We start from the raw sequence: 260 nt of genomic DNA on the forward strand, positions 1-260 counted from the left end.
TTCATCGCCTCGGTCAGGGTCGGCGCGGCGGCGGCCAGGACGTCGATCACCTCACGTATGTATCGGTACACGGTCGCGACGCCGATGCCGAATCCGGCGGCGAGCCGTGCGTAGGTGTCCCCGCACCGCAGGTGGGCGAGGGCGAGCAGGGCCTGACGGCCGACAGGCAGCCGTCGCCACCGGGTCCCGATCTTCCGATGCCGGGCACGGAGCCGCGTGGTCAGGTAGCGCAGGGTGCCGCTGGACAGATCGATCGACGA

The 260-nt window shown here is 70.8% G+C and carries 1 protein-coding gene; it reads right to left on the reverse strand.

All coding sequences use genetic code 11. From position 1 onward, the window contains the following. Window positions 1–260, reverse strand: a 260-nt coding sequence (locus tag IF88_RS0139780; RefSeq protein ID WP_037808953.1) for an IS5 family transposase, incomplete at both ends; no start/stop codon positions are given.

Origin of the sequence: Streptomyces sp. NRRL F-2580 (genome assembly GCF_000720115.1) — a bacterium.
GTDB lineage: Bacteria > Actinomycetota > Actinomycetes > Streptomycetales > Streptomycetaceae > Streptomyces.